The organism is Rhizobium sp. WYCCWR10014 (assembly GCF_001657485.1).
Classification (GTDB): domain Bacteria; phylum Pseudomonadota; class Alphaproteobacteria; order Rhizobiales; family Rhizobiaceae; genus Rhizobium.
This window is the reverse complement of sequence record NZ_LXFU01000031.1, coordinates 160,448-180,016: the sequence shown is the minus strand read 5'-3', so window position 1 is coordinate 180,016 and position 19,569 is coordinate 160,448. Positions and strand designations below refer to the sequence as shown.

Genomic DNA, 19,569 nt, shown 5'->3' with positions numbered 1-19,569 from the left:
AATTTCAGGCGATCTTCTGGCGGACCGGCAGTTTCCAGCCGGGCCGGACAAAGTGGCAGGTATAGCCGTTCGGAATGCGCTCCAGATAATCCTGGTGCTCGGGTTCTGCCTCCCAGAAATCGCTAACCGGCACGACTTCGGTGACGACCTTGCCGGGCCACAGGCCTGATGCGTCGACATCGGCGATCGTGTCTTTGGCGACGCGCTCCTGCTCAGGGCTGACGTAGAAGATCGCCGAGCGGTAGCTCAAGCCAACATCGTTGCCCTGGCGGTTGCGCGTGCTCGGGTCGTGGATCTGGAAGAAGAATTCGAGGATTTCCCGATAGCTGATCCTTGAGGGGTCGAAGATGATCTCGATCGCCTCGGCATGGGTTCCGTGGTTGCGGTAGGTGGCATTCGGCACATCGCCGCCGGTATAGCCGACGCGGGTCGAAATCACGCCCTTGTATCGGCGGATCAGGTCCTGCATGCCCCAGAAGCAACCGCCGGCGAGGACTGCACGTTCTTCGGTCATTGGATATCTCCTTTTCCGCAAGAGATAGTATCTCCTGCCGCCGATTTCCACACGGTGCAAAGAGCACAGCTGTGCAATTTCCCCCAGATACGCCCGATCTGTCATGTCGATGTTACGAGCCGGCGCTAGCAAGGCCTCAGACAATCCTGCGGAGGCTGAGCCTCGACACCTGATGGAGACGGGTTATGAATAGACGCGAATTTCTGATCACATCATCAGCTGCAGCCGGTCTGCTGGCTCTTCCGCGTGTCGCATCGGCCGCCGCCGACACGATCGATCTCTACAGTGGTTCGGATGCCAATATCGTCGACCTCTGGAACAATGTCATCCGTCCGGCCTTCGAAAAGGCGCATCCTGGCGTCGCGTTGAAGGTGACCGACGCCGGCGACAATAACGGCTTGCGCGCCATCGCCGACCGTGCGCTCGCCGCGCTGAAGACGAAGACCGATCCGCAGGCCGACCTTTTCGAGCAATTCGATCCGCGTCTGCCATCGGGCGGCATGGATGCCGGCCTCTGGGTGAAGTTCTCCGCCGAGAACATCGAGGGTTACGACCATATCAACCCGCTTGCCTTCGATACGCCCTACTCCCTTCCCTATCGCGGTTCGCAGGTCCTTCTCGCCTACGACACGACCAAGCTCGATCCGAAGGATGCGCCGAAGAGCTGGGATCAGCTCACCGCCTGGATCAAGGCCAATCCGGGCCAGTTCATTTACAACCGTCCTGACAAGGGCGGTTCGGGCGGAAATTTCGTCCGCCGCGCGATCCATGAGGCCAATGGCCGCGACCCGAAGAAGTTCAAGGTCGACAATTTTACCGCCGACTTCGCCACCGAAACGCTGACGCCGGCCTGGAAGATCCTCAACGACCTTGCCCCGGCGCTCTACGACAAGGGCGCCTACACGGCCGGCAACACCCAGTCGATCCAGCTGCTCGCCCAAGGCGTGGTCACCATGGTGCCGGTCTGGTCGGACCAAGTGCTGCAGGCGATCTCCCAGGGCGTTCTGCCTGATACGACCGGTCTCGTGCAGCTTACCGATCTCGCCCTTTGCGGCGGCTTCTCCAGCATCACCGTCTTCTCGAACGGGGCCAACAAGGATGCGGCCCTGAAGCTCGCCGCATTCATGCTGACGAAGGAAATGCAGGAAGCGATCATAACCGAGATCGGCGGTTTCCCCGCCATCTCGTGGGATCACATCTCCGACGATCTTCGCAAGAAGTATGCCGACGTCATTCCCTCAACAATCCCGACTTTCCCGAGTGGCGATTGGGAAAAGGCGATCGCCGACGGCTGGTACCGCAACGTCGCTCCGGGCATCAGCCGCACCTGATGTCCACCGATACTGCGCCGGCGGTTCTGCGCCGTCCCCGATCCATCGGAAGGGGGAGCTCTATCGGGCTCCTCCTCGTTGCTCTGCCGGTCTTCCTGGTTGCATGGCTGGTCGTCTTTCCGATCCTTTCGGCGGTCGTTGGCACAATCTTTGTTCGAGGCCCTGACGGAGCGACGGAATTCTCGCTTGCCTCCTACCGCTTCTTCTTCACCGACGGCTACAGCCTCGGCAATCTATGGCTGACGCTCTGGACCACCGCCGTCTGCGGTATCCTGCTTCTGGCGATCGGCCTTCCGATCGCGCTTTACCTTCGGTTCTCGCAGGGGCGATTTGCTGCCTATGTGCAGGGCCTGGCGATCTTTCCGATGTTCGTGCCATCGATCATTCTCGCTTATGCGCTGATCAGGACGATCGGCCCGAACGGCACCGTCGACCTGTTGCTGAATTCCGTCGGCCTTCCCAAGCTGCGCACGCCCTATCTGACGCCGTGGGGACCGGTCATCGGTCTCGTCTGGGACAACCTTCCGCTCACGGTGCTGATGCTGACATCAGGGCTTTCCTCCATTTCGAACAGTGCGATCGAAGCCGCCCGCGATGTCGGCGCAAGGCCGCTTCGGGTCTTCCTCTCGATCATCCTGCCGCGCATGGGGAACTCGCTCCTGGTGACCGCTTCCTTTGCGGTGCTTGGCATCTTCTCCGCCTTCACCCTACCCTATGTGCTCGGCTCGGCATCGCCGGAGATGATGGGGCCGTTCATGCAGCGCACCTTCGCCGATGTGAACGACCCGCTGAACGCCATGACCCAGGCCGTCATCACGTTCGGCTTCTGCCTGATCTTCGGCATCCTCTACATCAGGTCGATCGCCCGCAACCGCGAGGCCCAGCCATGAATGCCGGCAGATCGAACTTCGGCCTGCGCTTCGACTGGATCGGCCTGCTCTTCGCGTGCCTGCTGACGCTGTTCATCGCGTTGCCGCTGATCGTCGTCGGCACATGGGCCTTCACCGAGGTCTGGCGTTACCCCTCGGTGATCCCGCAGCAGTTCGGCCTGCGCTTCTGGGGCCAGACGCTGGCGCGCGGGGATGTCTGGGACGCACTCTTCCTCAGCCTGCGACTGACGACGACGGTCACCATTCTTTCCGCCGTCATCTGCCTTCCCGCCGCCTATGCTTTCGCGCGCATGCGCTTTCCCGGCAGGAACATCCTGTTCCTGTCGTTCCTCGCATCACATGCCTTTCCGAAATTCGGCCTGCTCGTCGCCATTGCCGGCATCTTCCTGCAGCTCGGCCTGATCAGCACCTTCTGGGGCGTCGTACTGATCCAGCTCGTCGGCACGCTGATGCTGATGATCTGGATTCCGGTCGCAGCCTTTCAGAATGTCGACCGGCGCATGGAAGAGGCAGCACGCGATGCCGGTGCAACGCCGCTGCGCGTCTTCTGGTCGATCACGCTGCCGCAGGCCGCACCGACGATATCAGCCGCGCTGCTCTTGACCTTCGTCGGCACCTTCTACGAGACCGAAGGCGCCTGGCTGATCGGCGCGCCGGAGATTCGCACCATGCCGGTGCTGATGATCAGCTTCATCAACAACCAGATCGTCGTGCAATACGGCGCCGTACTGTCAGTCATGCTGTGGGTGCCGTCCTTCATCGCGCTGATGTTTGCCCGCCGGGTGATCGGCACCGGCGCGTTTGCGAGAGGCTTCGGCGCATGAAGCCTTGCGCGTCAGTTCAGGAAAGGGTTTGAGAATGGCACATCTGGCGATCGAGGGTGTTTCGAAGCTGTTCGGGACCACCTTTGCCGTTCGCGACTTCTCGCTCGAAGTGGGCGACGGCGAGCTCGTTTGCCTGCTCGGCCCATCCGGTTCCGGCAAATCGACGCTTCTCAGAATGATCGGCGGCTTCGAGCGCCCGAGCGGCGGAACCATCCGCATCGACGCGAAGGATGTGACGACGCTGCCGCCCGAGCGGCGCCCGACCGGCATGGTGTTCCAGAGCCATGCGCTCTGGACGCACATGGACGTCTTCAACAATATCGCTTTTGGCCTGAAGCTTCGCCGGCTGCCGAAAGCGGAAATCCGTGAGCGTGTCGAGGCTGGACTGGCGCTTGTCGGTCTTGCCGATTACGGCCGCCGGATGACGACGCAACTGTCAGGCGGCCAGCAGCAGCGTGTCGCCCTTGCCCGCTCGCTCGTGCTCGAACCGAAGATCCTTCTGCTCGACGAGCCCTTCGCCAGCCTCGACCAGCATCTGCGCGAGAGGCTACGGGAGGAGGTGCGCGATATCCAACAGCGCCTCGGCATCACCACGCTCTTCGTCACACACGGTCAGGACGAGGCCTTAGCGCTCGCCGACCGCATCGTCGTCATGCGCGACGGACGTACCGAACAGATCGCGCCGCCAAGCACCATCTACCGACAGCCGCAGACGGCCTTCGTCGCCGGTTTCATCGGCTCGATGAATTTTGTCCAGAGCCGCGTTAGAAACGGTGTCTGCGAGCATCCGCTCTTTCCGCTTGCCGTTCCCGTCGAGGACGGGCCAGTGACGCTGGCCACCCGCCCGGAAGCGCTGACGATCCGTCCCTCCGACCGGCCGGACGCGGCAACCGTCCACCGCGCCGTCGATTTCGGCACCCACAAGATGGTCGATATCGATCTTGCCGACGGCACCCGCCTGAAGGCGATGGTGGCGCCGGACGATCGCATCCGGGCCGGGATGAGGGTCGAGCCGAGCTTCGCCGGCTTTTTCGTCTTTCGCGACAACGCGCTGGTCCATCAGTCGATGCCGGCAAAGGGCGATGTGGAGATCGAAGAGCTCCTGCGGGTTTAGACGGTAGGAATGTGCCGGTTCACGCCTTGCTCTGGAAACCTTCCAGCAGCCAGGGATGCAGCGCCTTGCTGGCGGCAAGGATATCGCCCCGCCCGTCGACTTCGGCCCCGGAAAACCGGGTGACGATGCCGCCCGCCTCTTCGACCAGCAGCGCCGAGGCGCCGAAATCATGGATCGCGAGCCCGTCCTCGAAGAAACCGTCCAGCCGGCCGCAGGCGACATAGGCGATCGACAGTGCCGCCGAACCGAGGCGGCGCACGCCTGCCGTATTGGCCATCAGGCGCTTGATTGCATCGAAATAGACCTCTTCCGTAACCGCCTTGACCTGGCCCGGAATCGGCAGGCCGGCGCCGACGAGCACGTTCTCGATATCGCCGACATCGGCGCAGCGGATGCGTTCGCCGTTGAGATAAGCGCCGCCGTCGATCTCGGCGCTGAACAGCTCATCCTGCATGGCGTCATAGACGACGCCCATGACAAGCCTGCCGCTTTCGACGATCGAGATCGTCATGCCGAAATGCGGAATGCCCCAGGCGTAATTGGTCGTACCATCGATCGGGTCGATGTAGATAACAGGCGTTTCCGGCGCGGCCGTGCGGTTGCCGACGGCCTCCTCGCCTTGGATGGCATAGTCCGGGAAGGCCTTCGTCATCTCGTCGACGATGATCCGCTCGACGGCGACATCGATTTCGGTCTGATAATCGCGCGGCGCCTTGGCGAGCATTTCTGCCGACGTTCGTCGCCGCAGCGAGCCACGGGCGGTTTCGCCCGCCTTCAATACCGTTTCGGCAAGCACGATAAGGCGGGACGATGCGGTCGGAGAAAGACGCGCGGTAATCGAGGGTGATGTCATGAGGAAAGTCCGGATGTAACGGAAGGAATCGCGAGAAGCCCATCCCTTCGCAGAGGCTGATGATGGTTTTATGAAGCGCCCGTCACACCGTGCCGGTTATCTCAGGATCGCTTCAAGCTCGGAAATGGTCGGAAACGCCTTTCTGGTTCCATGCCTTGAGACGGTGATGGCCGCGGCCGCGACTGCGTGTTCGATGGCTAGCCGGTCCAGCCGCTGCCCGCGCAGCGCGCAGGATGACAGTGCTGCGGCCATGAAGGTATCGCCTGCGCCCGTTGTATCCACAACATCGCAGACCTGGGCGGGCACTTCGATGCTGGCGTGCCGGGTCACGAGCATCGCGCCGTCGCCGCCCAGCGTCAGGACGATTTCGCGCAGCCCGCGGCTCAGCAGATATTCGGCGGCCTCCCTGCCTGTCGTTCCCGTCAGGGTCTGCGCCTCGCCCTTGTTGAGGAAGGCGATGTCGATCAACCCCCAAAGATCAGAGAAATAGGAGCGCACCGGTGAGGGATTGAAGGCGGTGACCATGCCGATCGCTCTTGCATGCTCCAGGATCTCGCGGGTCGTCTGGTCGGACAGATTGCCCTGCAGCATCATGAGATCGCCATGACCGGCCGTCGAGAGGATCCGCCTGACATCGGACAGGGACAGGCTCTGCGCCGCTTCCGTCGTCGTGACGATGGCATTCTCGCCGCCCGGCAGCCGGAAGATGATCGAGACATCGCTCGATGCATTTTCCATTTCGATCAGTTCGCTCCGAAGCGGCTCGTCCGCGAGGTAATGGCGAATGGTATCGGCCCTCGCATCCCTGCCGACAGGCGCGACCAGCGTTGTCGGAACGCCGCAGCGGGCCATGACGACCGCCTGGTTCGTGCCCTTGCCACCGAGATCGCTGCCACCGGCATTGCCGAGGATTGAGGCGCCGATAACGGGAAGTTCGGAGACGGCGATGGTTTCGTCGATGGCGACGTTACCGACTATGTAGGCGCGCATGCATCTGCTTTCGCAAGGTGAAGCTAAAGATAAGGCGCATCGTGAAAATCGATCTCGAGTTGCATTGCCCGGCCGAAGATCGCGCTGAGCCGCGCTTTTTCATCCTCTTCCAGCGTTTCTCCGGCAATGTCGAGTTCATTCTTCAGCCATTGTGCCTGGCCCGCGAAATTCGGATCGACATGCAGGTCGACCCATTCCTTCAGCAGCGGATCGCTGATCGGGCGGTCAGCTGCTTCCTTCGACCAGGTCCAGTACATCCACTCGGCCGCAAACATCGCCGCGACCGTGTCGAGGAATCCGCCCTGGCGGGCGATCTCCAGCATGCCGGCGCGAAAGGCCTCGACCTCGGCGATGCCGGTGTCGAAGGACGAGGGATCGATGCCGCGGCTGGCGAAGGTGCGCTCGAAATAGGCGATCTGCTCGTTGGCGAGCGCATCGAGGACCGCGATCAGCCAGCGCTTCTGCGTCATCGTCTTGGCGGTCGCCGCCGCATAGGCGAAGATCGAGATGGCGCTGTCGACGAAGGCGCCTTCATAGACGAGATAACGCTCGAAAGCCTCCTTGCTCAATCTGTCGTTTTTCACGTCCGCGACGAAGCGGTGGTTCAGCATCGCGCCAAGGACAGCATCGTTCTCGCGCAGGATACGGTCCGAGAGGCTTTCCGCCGCCATGCTCAGCCCTCCAGCCCCGGTTCGGCAGCCGCGCGGAAGGCGCGCACCCGCTCGACGTCGACCGGGTTCCACCAGACGCCGCCGTGCTTCAGCGAGGAAGCGACGATGACGCCATTGGTGCGGCTCAGAATATCGACGATATTGTCCTTGTTGACGCCGGAGCCGACGAGCAGCGGCAGGTGCGTCGCCGCGCCGATTTCCTCGATCTCCTCCATCGTTGCCGAATTGCCGGTCCGCTGGCCGGTGGCGATGACGCCATCGGCATCGAAGAAGGCGAGATCGCGCGTCAGCTCCTGGATCGAGCGGTCGGCGACAATGGCGTGGCTGCCATGTTTGACGTGGCTGTCGGCAAACACCTTGATGTGCTCGGCCCTGAGCAGCGAGCGGTAGCGCATGGCTTCGGCGGCCCTGCCCTCCATGAAACCTTCATTGGCGACATAGGCATTGGCCCATTGATTGACACGGATGAATTTGGCGCCGCCGGCCATGGCGATGGCAAAAGCCGGGATCGGCGCGTTGGCCAGCACGTTGACGCCAAGCGGAATGCCGGCCGCGCGCGCGATCCGGTCGGTGACGACGGACATGAAGCCTGTCGTCTCAGGGCCGATATCCTCGGGCTTCGAGAACGGTAGATCGCCATGATTTTCGATGATAAGCCCATGCAGGCCGCCTTCCACGCAGGCTTCGGCGTCGCGCATGCACGCGTCGTAAATCGCATCCATCGCGCCCCCCCGGTAGCGCGGCGCGCCCGGAAAGGCCGGGCAATGGATCATGCCGATCAGAACCTTGTCCCTGCCGAAGATATCCCTGATGGCGTTGGATGGCCTGTCCGAAATTTCCTGCATGTCACTCCCTTTCCAATTCCTGGCGCGTGCCGAAATCACGCCTGCTTTTCGGTGAGCCAGCCGAGGATGTTCTTCCAGAGCCGGCCGTAACCTTCCCATTCGCAGAAAGCGGGCGAGAGCCAGTGCGGGCCGATATCCGACGTCCAGGCCGCCGTCCGCCCAGCGCCATGCGTGCCAACGACGAGCAGCGGATGGCCGCCCTGATCCTGCGGCAGGCGGGCGACGACCTCGACATCGGCACGGTCGCGCACTTCGACCTCGTTGACGCCGAGAAGCACCGGCCAGGCGCCTTCGAGGCCCTGCATTGTCGGATGCCCCGGCTTCACCACCTCGGCAACCGTGCCCTCGGGGATCTCGACGCGGTCGTCATAAGGCAGGCACGTGACGGGCAGCGTGTCTTCGACGGGGGTGCGCCGCCAGCGCGCCTTGCCGTCAATGCCCTGGAAGGAGAAATAGCCGCCGACCATCAGCAGGCCGCCGCCCTTCTCCACCCACGCCTTCAAAAGCTTCAGCCGGTTCGGCACAGTGCGCGAATGCAGCCACACATCTGGGGGCAACAGCAGCGAATTGGCGCCGATATCCGAGAGGATGATGGCGTCATAGGCGTCGAGCCCCGCCATATCGAAGGGGAATTTCTCCACTGCCTCGTGCGCCGGCATATAGGTGAGCTCGAACGCGCTGCCGGCAAGCGCTTTCACCAGCGGTTCGGCACCGAGATGGAAGGTGACGCTGCCGAACTGGTCGAAGCCTTTGTAATGTGTGGCGGAGCTGACCCAGCTCTCGCCGACAAGGAGGATTTTCTTGGTCATGGTCTGCGTTTACCTGTGATCGATTGAATGGAGGGAGCTAAGCTCCGGCGTGAAAGACGCGGCGTGGATTGCTGCGCATCATTTCGTCGAGAACCGTCTTGTCGAGGCCGTGCCGCTGAAGACGGGGCAGGAAGTGGCGAAGGATGTAGGCGTAGCCATTGCCGCCGTAGTGCGTCAGCATCATCTTCAGAAAGACGTCGTGCGACAGAAGAATCCGGTCGAGATAACCGGCCTCGACGAGACGCACGATGGCGCGCGCCGCTTCCTCGTCGCTTGGGCACTGCACCTGCTGGTCGGCATAGAAGAAATCCATGCCGATCATGTCATATTCGATGAAGGCGCCGCGCGCGGCCAGCTCGCTCTGATAGGTGATGTCGTCATGCGACGGGTTCATGTGGCAAAGCACGGTGTGGCGGAGATCCGCTCCTTCTTCCGCCACCACGTCGAGCACGCGGTGGCCGAGGCGGAACCAGCCCGGCAGATGCACCATCAGCGGAAGTCCGGTCAGCACCTGCGCGCGTGCGGCACCGCGCAGCGATTTCTCCTCCTCGGCGGTGAAATCCGAGGAGACGCCGATCTCGCCGATCAGGCCGATCCGGACGCCGGTGCCGTCGACGCCTTCCCTCGCCTCGCGGAGGATTTCGCCCGCGATGTCATCGACGCTCATCGCGGCGACGCCTTCCGGATGCGAGGAGCCGAGATAATAGCCCGCTCCCATCACGATGTTGAGGCCTGACGCTTCGGAGATACGTTTCAGTGCCAGCGGATCGCGGCCGATGCCCTTGCAGGTCGGCTCCACCACGGTGCGCCCGCCCGCCGTTGCGAAATCCTTGAGTTCGGCCACCGCCAGATGTTCGTCATCCAGCGTGATATTGTGCTTGTTGACGAAGGGGTCCTGCCGGAGTTCGCCGAGGATCTCCATGCAGACGAAGCTTTCGGCGAGATATTGCCGCTCCGGCGTCTTCGGCGCATGCCACCAGCAGCGGCAGTCGTTGAGGATGTGCTCGTGCATCAGCGTCACGCCAAGCGCATCCGCCGAAATCGGACCGGTGACGGTCATCGCCTTGCCGGAGCGAACATGGGCTTCTGACAGGCTCTCTATTTTCTGTTCGCTCATCGCCTCATCCTTTCCTGCCCATTCCGAAACGGAAATTGGCGGTGAAGATGCGCGTGTTCAGCCATATGGCGACGAGAATGATGGCGCCGGTGACGATCTGGGTGAAGAACGGCGATATGTGCATCAGGATCAGGCCGTTGCCGATGACGGCGATGGTCAGCGTGCCCAATACCGTGCCGAGAATGGTGCCGCGCCCGCCCATCAGCGATGTTCCGCCGAGAACGACGGCGGCGATCACCTGCAGCTCGAAACCGACGGCTGCATTGGACGAGCCGGAGCCGAGCCTGGCAGCGATCAGCAGGCCGGCGACTGCGCAGGCGACGCCCGAGATGATGTAGACCGAGGCGATGATCCATTTTGCGGGCATGCCGACACGCCGTGCTGCCTCCATATTGGAACCGACAGCCACGACCTGCCGGCCGTATTTCGTTGCGGTGATGACGACATAGCCGAGAACGGCGATGATGAGGGCGATGATGGCAGGGATCGGGAAGCTCAGGATCTCGCCGCGGCCGAGCGCGAAGAAGCCGGGCGCATCCTTGATCGGGATGGAGTAACCCTGCGTCAGGTAGAGCGCCAAGCCGCGCAGGATCGAGAGGCCGGCGAGCGTGACGATAAAGGCCGGGATGCCCTGATAGGCGGTAAACCAGCCCTGGACCAGCCCCATGAAGGCGCCGAGCACGAGCATGCCGATGACAACGGACGGCCAGGGAACCCCCATCGCCATGACGATTGCCGCCACAGCATTGATGAGGGCGACCTGCGAGCCGACCGACAGATCGATGCCGCCGGTGATGATGACGAAGGTCATGGCAATGGCGACGATCAGGATGGGAGCGGCCTGCCTGACGATGTTCAGGATGTTGCCAAGCGTTAAGAAGGTCTCGCTGCCGATCGAGAAGAAAATCATGCAGGCGAGGAAGAAGATGGCGATCGACAGGACCTGCGCATGTTCGCCGAGGAAATCGGCAGCGCGTGAGCCGTGACCGCGTTCCGTATAAGCTGTCATTGCCTGGCTCCTTCACCGACGATCAAATGGACGAGATCCTCGAGGTTGGTGCTGCCGATCTGCCGTTCGGCCACCTTGGTGCCCTCGTACATGACAGCGATGCGGTCGCAGACCCTGAAGAGGTCCTGCAGCCGGTGGGTGATGAGGATCACCGAAACGCCGTTTGCCTTGACGCGGTTGATCAGCGACAGCACCGCCTCGACCTCTGCGACCGCGAGCGCCGATGTCGGCTCGTCCATGATCAGCACCTTCGGCTTGAAGGAGGCGGCGCGTGCAATGGCGATCGCCTGTCGCTGCCCGCCGGAGAGCTGGGCGACCTTGCCCGTCAGCCTCGGGATGCGGATCTCAAGCGAATCCAGCATCTTGCGGGCTTCGATCAGCATCGTTTTGGTATCGAGAAACGGCCCGCGGCTGAGCTCGCGGCCGAGGAAGAGATTGCCGACGACATCGATATGGTCGCAGAGGCTGAGATCCTGGAACACCATTTCGATGTTACGCCCACGCGCATCCGCGGGGCCGGAGAAGCGAACCTCCTCGCCCTCCATGGTGATCGTGCCGGCATCGGGAATATAGGTTCCCGAGATGATCTTGGTCTCGTCGGCGGCATTGTCGCCGACGAGACCAAGGCATTCGCCCGGGAAGATGTCGAGATCGACGCCGCGCAGCGCCTGATGCGAGCCGAAGGACTTGCGGATGCCGCGCAGGGAGATGCGCGGGTCGGATCGGGTGCTGCCGGAAGTTCCGGTTCCGGAGGGTGCGACCCCTCCGGAACCGGCGACAGCGATATCATGCTGTCCGTTGCCGATCATTTGAAGACGGCCCGGTACGGCTCGACATTCTCTTTGGTCACGATGGTGATCGGCACCGAGATCGTCTTGGTGACGGCCTCGCCGGCAGAGGCCTTCACCAGCGCGTCGACGGCCGCACCGCCCATCGCGGCCGGGTCCTGCTGGACGACGGCGACAACGAAGCCGGCATCGATACCGGCAATGGCTTCGGCAGTCAGATCCCAACCGAACACCTTGATCTTGTCCTGCTTGCCCTGGCTCTGGACGGCGGCGATTGCCCCCATCAGGGCCGGCTCGCCAGTGGCGTAGATAGCCGTCAGGTCAGGATTGGCGGTGATCAGGTTTTCGGCCGCCGCAAGGGCGTTGTCCTGGATGTTCTGGCCGTCGACGACGCCGGCCATTTCGATACCGTCGACGCCTTTCAAGGTCTTCTCGAAGCCCTCCTGGCGGATATTCTGGATGAATGAGTTCAGCGCACCGACGACGCCGAGCTTGGCCTTGCCGCCCATGTTCGCCTTGACGTAGTCGAGGAAGTATTTGCCCATGTCGGCGCCGGCCGCGGCATTATCCACGCCGATCTGCGCCTTCTGCGGACCATCCGGCAGGATGGCGTCGATGGCCACGACCGGAATGCCGGCATCGGCCGCCTGCTTGACCGCCGGCATGATGCCGTTGACGTCGATCGCCACGACGGCAAGACCGGAGACCTTTTCCTGGACGTAGGTTTCGATCGCGCTGTTCTGCGCGGTCGTCTCGTTGTTGGCGTTGAAGATCACCAGTTTGACGCCGGCGGCATCGGCCGCCTTCTGGGCGCCCTCATTCATCTGATTGAAGAAAAGCGCCTGCTGGTTGATCTGCACCAATGCGACAGTCTTTTCCTGCGCAGCGGCGCTGGACAGGCCGATGAAGGTCAATGCCGTGAAGCCGGCGGCTGCGATCATCGTTCGTCTTGTCAAATTCCGTGTCATGTTCTCATCCTCTTTTGGTTTTTTGACGTTGCTGATTATTATTTCGCAGGCGGCGCAACGGAGTTCCGCACCACGATTTCGACAGGCAGGAGTTCTTCCGAGGCGGATGGGTTCCACTCGTGCCAATTTGTTTCCAGAAGCAGCTCCAGCGACCGCCTTCCGATCTGACGCACCGGCTGACGGATGGCGGTCAGCGGCGGTGCAAAAAGATGAAGCGGACCGACATCGTCGAAGCCGATAACCGAGATGTCAGAAGGGATCGAGACGCCTCGGCTTCTGAAGACCTCGACCAGCCCGATGGCGATCTCGTCGGAGCTGGCGAAGATCGCCGTCGCCTTTCGGTCGCCGGAGAGATAGCCGAGCGCAGCCGCACGGCCGTATTCGATGGTATATTCGCCGGCATAGCGGTCGGCCCGGGCCTCGTCGCCATACCGTTCCCTGAGCGCCTTCAGCAGGCCGTCATAGCGCCTGCGGGCGCTGATCATACGCTCGTCGCCGCCGATGAACAGAACATGCCGATGGCCCTGCTCGGCCAGATGCCGGCCGGCGAGATAACCGCCCTGCTCGTTGTCGCAGAACAGCTTCGGCGCCTTCGAATCGGGAATGTCCTCGTCAACGATAATGACCTTGCCGCTGCCGTTGATCAGCGTGGCAAGCGCGCCGTCGTCGGGGTGATTGGTGACGAAGATCAGGCCGTCGACGTGATTGCGCTCGATCAGCTGCAGATATTCGATCTCGCGTCCCGGCCGGTTGAGCGTGGCGTGCAAGGAGACGGCGAGCTTCTTTTCATCGGCCGCCTGCTCGACGGCGGCGACGAGTGTCGCGAAGAAGGGATTGGCGATATCGGGCACGACGAGGCCGATCGTATCCGAGCGCCCCCTGCTCAACCGCCGCGCATGCGGGTTCGGCCGGTAGTTGAGCGTCTTGATCGCATCCTCGATGCGCTTCTTGGTCTGAAAGGGAAGATCGAGGCTGCCGTTGACGAAACGCGACACTGTCGTGACCGACACGCCGGCGGCGGCGGCAACATCCTTCAGGCTCGGTGTCGTTCCCTTGGCCATTGACTGAACCCATTGTAAAGCGGTTTAGTAAACCGCTTTACAAGACAATATCGATTGCTCGCCGTTGTCAACAGCGATGATCGTGCGGGATTCGTTTTTCTTGCGATCCGATCGAAACTCGACCGGCAGGCGGTCAGCCGATCGTCGGGTCGAGCTTGTCGCGCAGCCAGTCGCCGGTGATGCTGATCGACAGCGTCGTCAGCATGATGACAAAGGACGGCGCCAGCATGATCCAGGGCGCACGGGTCAGATATTCGCGCCCGTAACCCACCATATTGCCGAGACTGGTCATCGGCGGCTGCACACCGAGGCCGAGGAAGGAAAGGCTGCTTTCCATCAGGATGATTTCGGGGAAAGTCAGCGTCATCGAGACGATCAGCGTCGATGCGATGTTCGGCAGGATATGCTTGAGATAGACATGCGCCGGCTTGGCGCCGAGCTGTGTGACGGCGGCGGCATAGCCCTGGCCGCTGGCAGCGATGGCAAGGCCGCGCGCAATCCGCGCATAGCGTTCCCAACCGTAGAAGCCCATCAGGCAGATGAGCAGCGGTAGCGAACTGCCGAAGAAGGCAAGTACGGCGAGCGCCATGATCAGGAAGGGCATGGCCGCCTGAAAATCGGCAAGCATGACGACGAGCTGCTCGACGACGCCGCGGAAATAAGCGGCGAGAAAGCCGAGCGTCGTGCCGACGAAAGCCGAGATCAGGGTTGCGCCGAAGGCGATCAGCAGCGAGATGCGGATCGACACGATGAGGCGGGAGAGAACATCGCGGCCGAGTTCGTCGGTTCCGAGCCAATGCGTGGCATTGCCGGGCAGTGACAGGCGGTTCTTCAGGTCGAAGGCGGTGATATTGTAGGGCCGGATCCAGTCGGCCGTCAGCGCGATCAGGATCACGACGGCGATCCAGGCAAAACCGATCATCACGAAAACGGGCACACCGCGCTTCTTCTTCTCGCGCACGTCGTGGATGACGGCTGCCGGTTGAGCAGAGATATTTGCCATGGTTCCGCTCCTTAATGCCTTGCCTGGTTGCTGCGCAGACGTGGGTCGAGATAGCCGTAAAGGATGTCGACGACGAAATTCGAAAACACCATGGTCGCTGCCACCAACAGCAGGATGCACTGAACGACGGCGAGATCGCGGTTTGAGACGGCGACGACGAGAAGCCGGCCGACGCCTGGCCAGGAGAACAGCGATTCCACCACGACGGCGCCGGCGATCAGCGTGCCGACCATGAAGCCGGCGATTGTCACGATCGGGATCGCCGCATTCGGCAGCGCATGGCGCCAGACGACGTTTCGCCAGGCAGTGCCCTTGGCGCTGGCAGTACGGATATAGGGCTGGCCAAGGACCTCGATCATCGCGCTTCGGGCAAAGCGGGCAAGAATGCCGGCACCGCCGATGCTCATGGTGATGATAGGCAGAATGGCATGCATCCAACTGTCCTGGCCTCCCGACGGCAGCAGCCCGAGCGTGACGGAGAAGATCAGCACCAGCACGAGGCCGAGCACGAAGCTCGGCATGGTGAAGCCGACCACCGCGCTCGCCATGACGGCGCGGTCGGTCGAGCTGTCGCGATGGAGGGCGGCGTAGACGCCGGCCGGAATGCCGATCACCAGCTTAAGGATGAGGGCCGGGATCGTCAGCTCCAGCGTTGCCGGAATGCGGTCGAGCACGAGCTGGATTGCCGATTGGCCGTCGCGCATCGAGATACCGAGATCACCGCGGGCGATCGCGCCGAAATAGCGCAGATACTGCACCCAGATCGGCTGATCGAGACCCCAGGCGGCACGGAAGGCGCGGATTGCTTCCGGCGGCGCTTCCGGACCCATGATCGTCAGGGCCGGATCGCCGGAAAGGCGCAGGACGACGAAGGCGAAGGTCACCACCAGCACGATGGTCATCAGCGCGCGGAACGCCCTTATCAGGAAGAAGCGGATCATGGCTCAGCTCTCCATGAGCGTTGATGCGGATGCGGGCGTGACGAGGTGGCAGGCGGCCTTTCGGCCCGCCTCGACGGTGACGAGTTCAGGCGTCTCGACGCGACAGCGCTCGACCGCATGGCCGCAGCGGGGATGAAAGGCGCAGCCGGCAGGCCGGGCAGCCGGGTTCGGCGGTTCTCCCTGCAGGATGATACGGTCGCGCAGCGCCGTGCCGGGAACCGGAACGCTGGAGACCAGTGCTTGCGTATAGGGATGCAACGGGCTGCGGAAGATATCCTCCGAGGCTGCTTCCTCGACGATCCGGCCGAGATACATCACCGCGACGCGATCGGCGATGTTGCGCACGACCTTCAGATCATGGCTGATGAAGGCCATGGCTATGCCGCGGTTTTCCTGCAGGTCGCGCAACAGGTTGATCACCTGCGCCTGGATCGAGACGTCGAGAGCCGAGACCGGCTCGTCGCAGACCAGAAGCTCCGGATTGGTGGCGATGGCGCGAGCAATGACGACGCGCTGGCGCTGGCCGCCCGAAAGCTCGTGCGGATAACGCTCCGCCTGATCGCGGCGAAGACCGACGGCGACGAGCAGTTCATCGACACGTTCGCGCCGCCCCTCCTCGCTTCCGACGGCATGGATGGCAAGCGGTTCGCCGATCTGAGCGCCGATCGAGATGCGCCGATCAAGGGCTGCCAGCGGATCCTGGAAGACGAGCTGCATGCGCGCCCTCAGGCTACGCCAGCGCGGCGTTCTGAGTGCCGGCATCGCCTCCCCGTCGAAGCGGACGCTGCCTTCGGTGGGAGCTTCGAGCCCGAGCAGTAGCCGGCCCATGGTTGATTTTCCTGAGCCGGATTCACCGACGATGCCGAGCGTCGTCTTCGGCGCGACCGACAGTGAAACGCCGTCGACCGCCCGGACATGGCTCGGCTTTCCGAAGACGCCGCGGCGCATCGTATAAGTCTTGACGAGATCGTTTGCTTCGATCAGCTGATGTTCGCTCATGCCCATACCACTCCCTGCTGGGCCTGCATGAGGTTCGGTGTCGATGCGGTGGCGCCGTCACTGAGCGGATGGAAGCAGGCGGTGGCACGCTCGTCGTCAAATGCGACGAGCGGCGGCACCTTGTTATGACAGAGCTCCGAGGAATGGCCGCAACGCGGAGCAAAAGCGCAGCCGCCGGGCATGCGGCCGGGCTGCGGCACGGTGCCGGGGATCGGGATCAGACGGTCGCGGCCGGCATCGATACGCGGAATGGCATCGAATAACCCGCGCGTATAGGGATGGCGCGGCGACCGGAACAACGATTCCGTCGGGCATTTCTCGACAATGTTGCCGGCATACATGACGCAGACGCGTTCGCAGATCTGCGACACCGCGCCGAGATCATGACTGATGAAGACGATCGCCATGCCGGTTTCCTCGCGGATTGAAATCAGCAGATCGAGGATCTGCGCCTGGATCGTCGCGTCCAGCGCCGTCGTCGGCTCATCGGCGATCAGCAGGTCAGGATTGCCGGCGAGCGCCATGGCGATCATCAGCCGCTGGTTCTGGCCACCGGAAAATTCATGCGGAAAATTGTCGAAACGGCGCACCGCGTCGGGAATGCCGACCATTTCCATCAGCCGGACGGCCTCGTTGCGGGCGGCCCTGCCGGTCAGCCCGCGGTGCAGTTCGACGGCTTCGGCGATCTGGCGCCCGGCGCGGATGACGGGATTGAGCGAGCTCGACGGGTCCTGGAAGATCATGGCGATGCGGCCGCCGCGTATGCTTTCGAGCTTCGTGCGCGACGCGCCGATCAGCTGATCGCTGCCGAGACGCACGCTGCCTGAGACGGAAGCCTTTCCAGGCAGGAGCCCGAGTGCCGCCAGCCAGGTGACCGACTTGCCGCAGCCGGATTCGCCGACGAGACCCACCGCCTCGCCCTTCTCGATCGCCAGATCGACGCCGTGCAGGACTTCGATACCGCTGAAAGCGACCTTCAAATTGGAAATCTCGACCAATGGCATTTCAGCCTCTCCTTCTCGCATTCCCGCCGGCCGCCAGATCCGAACGAGAGCATGATGTCGTCCGAAAACCGCTCACACTTCTTGGCATCATGCTGGTGCCTGTCGGGCTTGCCTGGTTTCCGGATAGCCGGTGTACCAAATGGCAGTGAGCCGGAGTTTCCCCCGGCTCGCTGATGTCGTCGGGCCTTGATCAGGACCAGTTGCCCTGGCGGAAGTCCATGGCGAAGGCCGATGCGGCCTTCCAATTGATCGACTTCGACTTGGCAGTGAAGACGGCGTTCTGGTGGAGAACGGTGTAGGCGGGGTCTTCGCGCTCGCAGATCTGCAGCATGCGGGCGAAAGCGTCATGGCGCTTGGCGCGATCGGTGCTGGTCTCGAGGAAGGTCGACAGCGTGTTCATTTCGGGGTTGGTCCACTCGCCGACCTGCTGCTGCTGGCCGTTCGGACCGTGCTGGGCGACGATCGAGGAAACCGGATCGGGGAAGCTTGCGGAGTTCGACCAGTCGCGGACGGCGCGCGTCGGCGTCTTTTCGAGGATCTGCTGCCAGTTTTCCTTCATCTCGATCTGCACGTTGAGGCCGACCTGCGCCCACATTTCGACGAGGATCTGCGCCGTCGGCGTCTGGTTGGTGTAGTAGTTGTTCAGCAGGCGATACGGGATCGGATCGCCCTTGTAGTCGGCTTCCTTGAGGAGCTGTCGGGCGAGATCCGGATTGTATTCCGGCACGGTCCAATCCTTGACCAGCATATCGCCATAAAAATCCCACTGCAGGCCGGCCGGAACGCGCGTGCGGCCTGCCCAGAGCGAATCGACGATCGCCTGGCGGTCGATGGCATGCGTGAAGGCGCGGCGAACCAGCGGGTTGCCGAGCGGGGCATGGGTCTTGTCGAACACGGTCAGGCGGTGATTGGTGATGATGCCGCCCTGGACTTCGAAGGCAGCGTTCTTTTCGATGCCTTCGATCTGATCCGGCGGGATGTCGCTGGCGAGATGATATTCGCCGGACAGCAGGCCATTGACGCGCGAGGCGACTTCCGGAACCTCGACGAAGCGGATTTGCTTCACCGGAGGACGGCCGCCCCAATACTCGTCATGCGCTTCGTAGATCAGGTAGGTATCCGGCTTGAATTCGGCGACGCGGTAGGGACCGGTCGTGATCGGTGCGCGGGCCCAGTCGAGATAGCTCTTTGCCTCATCCCAGCTGCGGCGGTTGGCGATGGCGCTGGCGGCAACGGAGATGCGGCCTTCCATCGTCACGTCCGGCGAACCGTTGACGAAGCGGACGGTGTATTTGTCGACGATTTCGATGCCGAGCAGGGCCGGCCAGATACGGCGGGCGACGGCCGGAATTTCGACCGGCAGTTCCTTGCTTTCGCGGCCGAGCGGGTTCTTTTCGGTGACGAAGATCGTCTTGCCGGTGCTCGGCTGCGTATCGCCGAACATACGTTCCTTGCTGAAGGAGAAGGCGACGTCTTCAGCCGTCATCTCGTCGCCATTGTGGAATTTGACGCCCTGGCGCAGTTTCAGCTCGACGGTCTTGTCGTCGAGACGGCGCCATTCGGTGGCGAGCGACGGAACGGCCGAGAGGTTGCCGAGCCAGTCGAGGCCGATCAGGCTTTCCCAGAGCGACGAATTGAAGATGCGTTGGCCGACATTCGACTGTTCGCGCAACGTATCCAGCGTGTTCGAGTTCGAGATCTTCTGGACGGCGATGGTGATCGAAGGACGGTTGTCGGCCTGGGCGATGGAAAAGCGCGGCAGGATCAGCGAGCTGGCGACGCCGGTGGCAAGGCCGAGAGCACCGCGACGGGTGAAGGTGACCATGGGAATATCTCCT

The 19,569-nt window shown here is 62.6% G+C and carries 20 protein-coding genes; 4 read left to right on the top strand and 16 right to left on the bottom strand.

The genetic code is table 11. The features are described 5' to 3' along the window. Window positions 1-4 precede the first annotated feature (4 nt). Window positions 5-514, bottom strand: a complete 510-nt coding sequence (gene msrA, locus A6U98_RS13160; protein WP_027687260.1) for a peptide-methionine (S)-S-oxide reductase MsrA — start codon at window positions 512-514, stop codon at window positions 5-7. A gap of 185 nt (window positions 515-699) precedes the next feature. Here msrA and A6U98_RS13155 point away from each other — a divergent pair, with 185 nt between their 5' ends. From A6U98_RS13155 to A6U98_RS13140, 4 genes are read left to right on the top strand one after another with little or no spacing between them, the layout of a single operon-like run. Beyond that, window positions 700-1,845, top strand: coding sequence for an extracellular solute-binding protein (locus tag A6U98_RS13155; protein ID WP_064650379.1), 1,146 nt, complete (start codon window positions 700-702; stop codon window positions 1,843-1,845). After that, window positions 1,845-2,735, top strand: coding sequence for an ABC transporter permease subunit (locus tag A6U98_RS13150; protein WP_064650377.1), 891 nt, complete (start codon window positions 1,845-1,847; stop codon window positions 2,733-2,735). Before A6U98_RS13155 ends, A6U98_RS13150 begins: the two co-directional genes overlap by 1 nt. Next, window positions 2,732-3,559, top strand: a complete 828-nt coding sequence (locus tag A6U98_RS13145; RefSeq protein ID WP_064650375.1) for an ABC transporter permease subunit — start codon at window positions 2,732-2,734, stop codon at window positions 3,557-3,559. Before A6U98_RS13150 ends, A6U98_RS13145 begins: the two co-directional genes overlap by 4 nt. Before the next feature lie 34 nt (window positions 3,560-3,593). After that, complete coding sequence (locus A6U98_RS13140) at window positions 3,594-4,673, top strand: ABC transporter ATP-binding protein (RefSeq protein ID WP_064650373.1); 1,080 nt, start codon at window positions 3,594-3,596, stop codon at window positions 4,671-4,673. Between the two features lie 19 nt (window positions 4,674-4,692). On the opposite strand, the gene A6U98_RS13135 is transcribed toward A6U98_RS13140, so the two are convergent. From A6U98_RS13135 to A6U98_RS13065, 15 genes are all read right to left on the bottom strand, one after another. After that, a complete protein-coding gene (locus tag A6U98_RS13135; protein WP_064650371.1) occupies window positions 4,693-5,526 on the bottom strand; it encodes an inositol monophosphatase family protein in 834 nt (277 codons plus the stop codon). 96 nt (window positions 5,527-5,622) lie between these two features. Next, complete coding sequence (locus tag A6U98_RS13130; RefSeq protein ID WP_064650369.1) at window positions 5,623-6,516, bottom strand: ribokinase; 894 nt, start codon at window positions 6,514-6,516, stop codon at window positions 5,623-5,625. A 23-nt stretch (window positions 6,517-6,539) separates the two neighbouring features. Beyond that, entirely contained in the window at window positions 6,540-7,187 is a 648-nt protein-coding gene (locus tag A6U98_RS13125) for a TenA family protein (protein WP_064650367.1), read from the bottom strand. A gap of 2 nt (window positions 7,188-7,189) precedes the next feature. Then, window positions 7,190-8,032, bottom strand: coding sequence for a BtpA/SgcQ family protein (locus A6U98_RS13120; protein WP_064650365.1), 843 nt, complete (start codon window positions 8,030-8,032; stop codon window positions 7,190-7,192). 35 nt (window positions 8,033-8,067) lie between these two features. Beyond that, window positions 8,068-8,841 carry a glutamine amidotransferase gene (locus tag A6U98_RS13115; protein WP_064650363.1) on the bottom strand — a complete coding sequence of 258 codons (774 nt, stop codon included), beginning with the start codon at window positions 8,839-8,841 and terminating at the stop codon, window positions 8,068-8,070. A gap of 37 nt (window positions 8,842-8,878) precedes the next feature. Further along, complete coding sequence (locus A6U98_RS13110) at window positions 8,879-9,958, bottom strand: phosphotriesterase (protein ID WP_064650361.1); 1,080 nt, start codon at window positions 9,956-9,958, stop codon at window positions 8,879-8,881. 4 nt (window positions 9,959-9,962) lie between these two features. Continuing rightward, a complete protein-coding gene (locus A6U98_RS13105) occupies window positions 9,963-10,967 on the bottom strand; it encodes an ABC transporter permease (protein WP_064650359.1) in 1,005 nt (334 codons plus the stop codon). Next, window positions 10,964-11,776: an ATP-binding cassette domain-containing protein gene (locus tag A6U98_RS13100; protein ID WP_064650357.1), complete on the bottom strand. Its 813-nt coding sequence runs from the start codon at window positions 11,774-11,776 to the stop codon at window positions 10,964-10,966. Before A6U98_RS13100 ends, A6U98_RS13105 begins: the two co-directional genes overlap by 4 nt. Beyond that, window positions 11,773-12,723: a substrate-binding domain-containing protein gene (locus A6U98_RS13095; RefSeq protein WP_064650355.1), complete on the bottom strand. Its 951-nt coding sequence runs from the start codon at window positions 12,721-12,723 to the stop codon at window positions 11,773-11,775. The genes A6U98_RS13100 and A6U98_RS13095 overlap by 4 nt, the downstream gene beginning before the upstream one ends. 38 nt (window positions 12,724-12,761) lie before the next feature. Then, entirely contained in the window at window positions 12,762-13,784 is a 1,023-nt protein-coding gene (locus A6U98_RS13090; protein WP_064650353.1) for a LacI family DNA-binding transcriptional regulator, read from the bottom strand. Between the two features lie 133 nt (window positions 13,785-13,917). Beyond that, window positions 13,918-14,787, bottom strand: coding sequence for an ABC transporter permease (locus A6U98_RS13085; protein WP_064650352.1), 870 nt, complete (start codon window positions 14,785-14,787; stop codon window positions 13,918-13,920). A gap of 11 nt (window positions 14,788-14,798) precedes the next feature. Continuing rightward, on the bottom strand, window positions 14,799-15,728 hold the full coding sequence (locus tag A6U98_RS13080) for an ABC transporter permease (RefSeq protein ID WP_064650349.1): 930 nt from the start codon (window positions 15,726-15,728) through the stop codon (window positions 14,799-14,801). A 3-nt stretch (window positions 15,729-15,731) separates the two neighbouring features. Further along, on the bottom strand, window positions 15,732-16,733 hold the full coding sequence (locus A6U98_RS13075; RefSeq protein ID WP_064650347.1) for an oligopeptide/dipeptide ABC transporter ATP-binding protein: 1,002 nt from the start codon (window positions 16,731-16,733) through the stop codon (window positions 15,732-15,734). Further along, a complete protein-coding gene (locus A6U98_RS13070) occupies window positions 16,724-17,731 on the bottom strand; it encodes an ABC transporter ATP-binding protein (RefSeq protein ID WP_064650345.1) in 1,008 nt (335 codons plus the stop codon). Before A6U98_RS13070 ends, A6U98_RS13075 begins: the two co-directional genes overlap by 10 nt. Window positions 17,732-17,921: 190 nt before the next feature. Further along, window positions 17,922-19,556 carry an ABC transporter substrate-binding protein gene (locus A6U98_RS13065; RefSeq protein ID WP_064650344.1) on the bottom strand — a complete coding sequence of 545 codons (1,635 nt, stop codon included), beginning with the start codon at window positions 19,554-19,556 and terminating at the stop codon, window positions 17,922-17,924. Window positions 19,557-19,569: the final 13 nt, after the last annotated feature.

What these genes read in the sequence shown, in the direction of transcription:
- msrA (WP_027687260.1), bottom strand. Translation starts at nt 514, where the DNA reads ATGACCGAAGAACGTGCAGTCCTCGCCGGCGGTTGCTTCTGGGGCATG.
- A6U98_RS13155 (WP_064650379.1), top strand. Translation starts at nt 700, where the DNA reads ATGAATAGACGCGAATTTCTGATCACATCATCAGCTGCAGCCGGTCTG.
- A6U98_RS13150 (WP_064650377.1), top strand. Translation starts at nt 1,845, where the DNA reads ATGTCCACCGATACTGCGCCGGCGGTTCTGCGCCGTCCCCGATCCATC.
- A6U98_RS13145 (WP_064650375.1), top strand. Translation starts at nt 2,732, where the DNA reads ATGAATGCCGGCAGATCGAACTTCGGCCTGCGCTTCGACTGGATCGGC.
- A6U98_RS13140 (WP_064650373.1), top strand. Translation starts at nt 3,594, where the DNA reads ATGGCACATCTGGCGATCGAGGGTGTTTCGAAGCTGTTCGGGACCACC.
- A6U98_RS13135 (WP_064650371.1), bottom strand. Translation starts at nt 5,526, where the DNA reads ATGACATCACCCTCGATTACCGCGCGTCTTTCTCCGACCGCATCGTCC.
- A6U98_RS13130 (WP_064650369.1), bottom strand. Translation starts at nt 6,516, where the DNA reads ATGCGCGCCTACATAGTCGGTAACGTCGCCATCGACGAAACCATCGCC.
- A6U98_RS13125 (WP_064650367.1), bottom strand. Translation starts at nt 7,187, where the DNA reads ATGGCGGCGGAAAGCCTCTCGGACCGTATCCTGCGCGAGAACGATGCT.
- A6U98_RS13120 (WP_064650365.1), bottom strand. Translation starts at nt 8,032, where the DNA reads ATGCAGGAAATTTCGGACAGGCCATCCAACGCCATCAGGGATATCTTC.
- A6U98_RS13115 (WP_064650363.1), bottom strand. Translation starts at nt 8,841, where the DNA reads ATGACCAAGAAAATCCTCCTTGTCGGCGAGAGCTGGGTCAGCTCCGCC.
- A6U98_RS13110 (WP_064650361.1), bottom strand. Translation starts at nt 9,958, where the DNA reads ATGAGCGAACAGAAAATAGAGAGCCTGTCAGAAGCCCATGTTCGCTCC.
- A6U98_RS13105 (WP_064650359.1), bottom strand. Translation starts at nt 10,967, where the DNA reads ATGACAGCTTATACGGAACGCGGTCACGGCTCACGCGCTGCCGATTTC.
- A6U98_RS13100 (WP_064650357.1), bottom strand. Translation starts at nt 11,776, where the DNA reads ATGATCGGCAACGGACAGCATGATATCGCTGTCGCCGGTTCCGGAGGG.
- A6U98_RS13095 (WP_064650355.1), bottom strand. Translation starts at nt 12,723, where the DNA reads ATGACACGGAATTTGACAAGACGAACGATGATCGCAGCCGCCGGCTTC.
- A6U98_RS13090 (WP_064650353.1), bottom strand. Translation starts at nt 13,784, where the DNA reads ATGGCCAAGGGAACGACACCGAGCCTGAAGGATGTTGCCGCCGCCGCC.
- A6U98_RS13085 (WP_064650352.1), bottom strand. Translation starts at nt 14,787, where the DNA reads ATGGCAAATATCTCTGCTCAACCGGCAGCCGTCATCCACGACGTGCGC.
- A6U98_RS13080 (WP_064650349.1), bottom strand. Translation starts at nt 15,728, where the DNA reads ATGATCCGCTTCTTCCTGATAAGGGCGTTCCGCGCGCTGATGACCATC.
- A6U98_RS13075 (WP_064650347.1), bottom strand. Translation starts at nt 16,733, where the DNA reads ATGGGCATGAGCGAACATCAGCTGATCGAAGCAAACGATCTCGTCAAG.
- A6U98_RS13070 (WP_064650345.1), bottom strand. Translation starts at nt 17,731, where the DNA reads ATGCCATTGGTCGAGATTTCCAATTTGAAGGTCGCTTTCAGCGGTATC.
- A6U98_RS13065 (WP_064650344.1), bottom strand. Translation starts at nt 19,556, where the DNA reads ATGGTCACCTTCACCCGTCGCGGTGCTCTCGGCCTTGCCACCGGCGTC.